This window comes from Ralstonia sp. SET104 (assembly GCF_003851545.1).
Taxonomy (GTDB): Bacteria; Pseudomonadota; Gammaproteobacteria; order Burkholderiales; family Burkholderiaceae; genus Ralstonia.
Map to the genome: position 1 here is coordinate 1 of NZ_BHVX01000037.1, position 3,153 is coordinate 3,153.

Genomic DNA, 3,153 nt, shown 5'->3' on the forward strand with positions numbered 1-3,153 from the left:
TTTGCGATTATGCGCAGCGCCGGATTATGCGCAGCGATACGAGCTTGATCCCAGTGCGACTATGTGACGCGAGATCCGACGTCGGCAGTCAGGTGGAAACGCTTCGCATAATGTCCTGAACTTTTCCTACCGGCCATGGAGGCCGGCAGGAGAAGAAGAATGTCACAGTCGCGCAAACGGTCCAGCAGGACTACATCAACAGCGCTCCCGGCGCCACACGCTCAAGTCGCCCAGTTTCTCGATGAGTTCGAAGCCTTCCTCGCAACCGTTCGCGGTCTCGCGGGCGGCACCCGCCGGAAGTATGGCCGGTTCGTGAAGCACTTCCTGTACGAATGGACTTCGGGCGTTCAACCAGAATGGCATCACCTGTCAGCGGATGCGCTTCGTGCGTATGCGCGCCGCGAGCTTGCGTCGAAGGCACGACGGCCATCGAATGCGCCATTCGTCGCACTGCGTGCCATGCTGCGTTTCCTTGCCTTCAAAGGATTGGTCGCACCTGGGCTTGAGGGCGCGATACCCCGAATCCGGCGCTGGCGCCACGCTGCGTTACCTGCTTACCTATCGACCGATGAGGTCAACCGAGTGATCTCATTTGCTGCGAACGGCGATACGTACCAGCCACTGCGCAATACGGCGATCGTCCTCCTGCTAGCGAGAACGGGAATGCGAGCCGCCGAGATGATCAAGCTCACGCTTGACGATATCAACTGGGGCAACGGCGTGATCCGTGTTCGCGGCACCAAGTCGCGTCGAGATCGCGACTTGCCGTTGGCCCGCGACGTCGGCCGCGCACTGCTGGCCTACCTCAAACGCGAGCGGCCGTCTTCGCCGCACAGAGCCATTTTCCTCGAAGCGGTTCCACCATGGAGGCCATTCGCAGATTCGTCATCGATTTCCAGGATTGTCCGGCGAGCCATGACGCGAGCCGACATCTCTTCGGCGCGTGGTGCTGCGCATCTGCTACGCCATGCCGCCGCGACGAACATGCTCAGGCAAGGGGCCAGTTTCAAGGGCATTGCCGACGTGCTCGGTCATCAGTCGCTACAAAGCACCGCCATCTACGCGAAGCTTGATCTGCCGGCGCTCTCACGTATCGCCATGCCATGGCCGGGAGAGAGAACATGAAACCCAAGGAACTGGAGAATCAGCTTGCGCAATACCTGCAGCATCGTGAGTCGCTAGGCTACCGGCAGACCCACCGCAGCGTACTGACGCAATTCGTGCGGGACTACGTTGTCGAACATCCTGACGAGCCCATCCAGACCAACCATGTGCTCGCATGGATCGAGCAGGTTCACCGCGCGCCGAAGACACAGTCCGCCATTCTCGGTGCGCTGCGCGGATTTCTACGCTTCGTACAGGCCATCGATCCCGCGACCGCTGTCCCGGACAAACACCTCCTGCGATCCCCGCTTCGAACTCCTCCCTTCATCTGGAATGCGGAACAGTTGCGATCGATTCTGGAGGCACCAGCAAACGTGAGGCCGCGGGGAGGATTGCGTGCAAATGCCTACGTCACGGTGTTGGGCCTGCTGGCGAGTTCGGGATTGCGCATTAGCGAAGCGCTACACCTTGAGGTTTCAGATGTACGTCTGCATGACGCCGTGCCTCACCTCATCGTGCGAGAAACAAAGTTCAAGAAGTCCCGCATCGTGCCGCTGCACCCCACCACGGCAGGTCGCCTGAGGCAGTACGCCGATCGCCGTAGCCGCCGCTGCCATGCAAGGCAATCGAACTTCTTCTTCGCAACGGACCGTGGGCAGCCGCTCGATCAGAAATACCTGGAACGATGGTTCTCCCACGTCACAGACAAGCTCGGCTTGCGTCGGCCGAGCGGGCGACGGCCAACGCTGCACTCGTTGCGCCACACCTTCGCGGTGAATCGCCTCACACAGTGGTACGACGAGCAGGTACCCGTTTGGGATTTGATCCCGAATCTCTCCGTGTACCTGGGCCACGTCAGCCCAAGCGACAGCTACTGGTATATCTCGGCAACTCCGGGATTGCTTGCCGGCGCCTCCGATCGCTTCGCCATGTTTGCAACCACGGGAGGGGAAGAATGAGACATGCTCACGCCCTCGTCGGGCCGCTGCTTCAGGAATTCTTTGTCAAGCATCTGCTCGCGCATCGCAACGTCAGCCCCCAGACGATCAGCAGCTACCGGGACGCGTTCCGTCTCCTGCTCAAGTTTGCCGTGGCCAGGCTGCACGTCGAGCCTGTGGCGATCAACGTCACCGATCTCGGGCCGGACGTCATTCTCGCTTTCCTCGAAAGCCTCGAGCGAGAGCGGAACAATTCGGCGCGCTCCCGGAATGCTCGACTCGCCGCGATCCGTTCCTTCTTCCGTTGGATCGCCGTCGCGAGACCTGATCTTGCGGGTCTGGCCACGTCCGTGCGGGCCATTCCTACAAAGCGCACCGACCGTCGTCTGATTTGCTCCCTCTCACGCCCCGAGATGCAAGCGATCTTGGCCGCTCCGGATCTCTCTTCGTCCTCTGGACGACGTGACCATGCGCTGCTGCTCACGATGTACAACACGGGGGCGCGAGTCTCAGAAATTACGGCGATGGAATGTCGGCAAATCGAGTTCGGCAGTCGCAGCAGCTTCGTTTGTCTGCATGGCAAAGGGCGAAAGGAACGAAGCGTTCCCTTGTGGACGCGCACTGCCGATGCTCTGAGAAAGTGGACGCGCGAGCAGGGCAAGGAACCGGGCGCGCTCTTGTTCACCAACTATCGTGGCGAGAGGCTGACGCGTAACGGGGTTGACGCGATCCTGCAAAAGGCCGTCTCGCGCGCGGCAGACGCTTGTCCTGCCTTGCGCGGGAAACACATCTCGCCCCACGTTGTTCGTCACACGACGGCCATGCATCTATTGCAGTCGGGCGTCGACATGAGCGTGATCGCGCTTTGGCTCGGCCATGAGCACCTTGATACGACGCACATCTACATGGAAGCCGATCTCGCTCTGAAGGAGCAGGCCCTGAGTCGGCTCCAGCCGGCAGGCCAGACTGCTCCGCGGTTTCGGGCGACCGACAAAGTGCTGGCGTTCCTCGATGCCCTCTAATTATGTTCACCACGACGGCCGGAGACTTCCGCTGCAAGCAGCGTTTCGGCCGTGGCTGCGCATAATTCGGCGCTGCGCATAATCGTAAA

The 3,153-nt window shown here is 60.7% G+C and carries 3 protein-coding genes; all 3 read left to right on the forward strand.

Annotation, left to right across the window (positions count from 1 at the left end; translation table 11 throughout):
- The first annotated feature begins 159 nt into the window (after positions 1 to 159).
- From PSUB009319_RS22680 to PSUB009319_RS22690, 3 genes are read left to right on the forward strand one after another with little or no spacing between them, the layout of a single operon-like run.
- The gene (locus PSUB009319_RS22680) at positions 160 to 1,125 is read left to right on the forward strand and encodes a tyrosine-type recombinase/integrase (RefSeq protein ID WP_185453542.1); all 966 of its coding nucleotides are present in this window, start codon (positions 160 to 162) and stop codon (positions 1,123 to 1,125) included.
- Positions 1,122 to 2,063, forward strand: a complete 942-nt coding sequence (locus tag PSUB009319_RS22685) for a tyrosine-type recombinase/integrase (RefSeq protein ID WP_185453543.1) — start codon at positions 1,122 to 1,124, stop codon at positions 2,061 to 2,063. The genes PSUB009319_RS22680 and PSUB009319_RS22685 overlap by 4 nt, the downstream gene beginning before the upstream one ends.
- Positions 2,060 to 3,064: a tyrosine-type recombinase/integrase gene (locus PSUB009319_RS22690; RefSeq protein WP_124384420.1), complete on the forward strand. Its 1,005-nt coding sequence runs from the start codon at positions 2,060 to 2,062 to the stop codon at positions 3,062 to 3,064. Before PSUB009319_RS22685 ends, PSUB009319_RS22690 begins: the two co-directional genes overlap by 4 nt.
- The last annotated feature ends 89 nt before the right edge of the window (positions 3,065 to 3,153 follow it).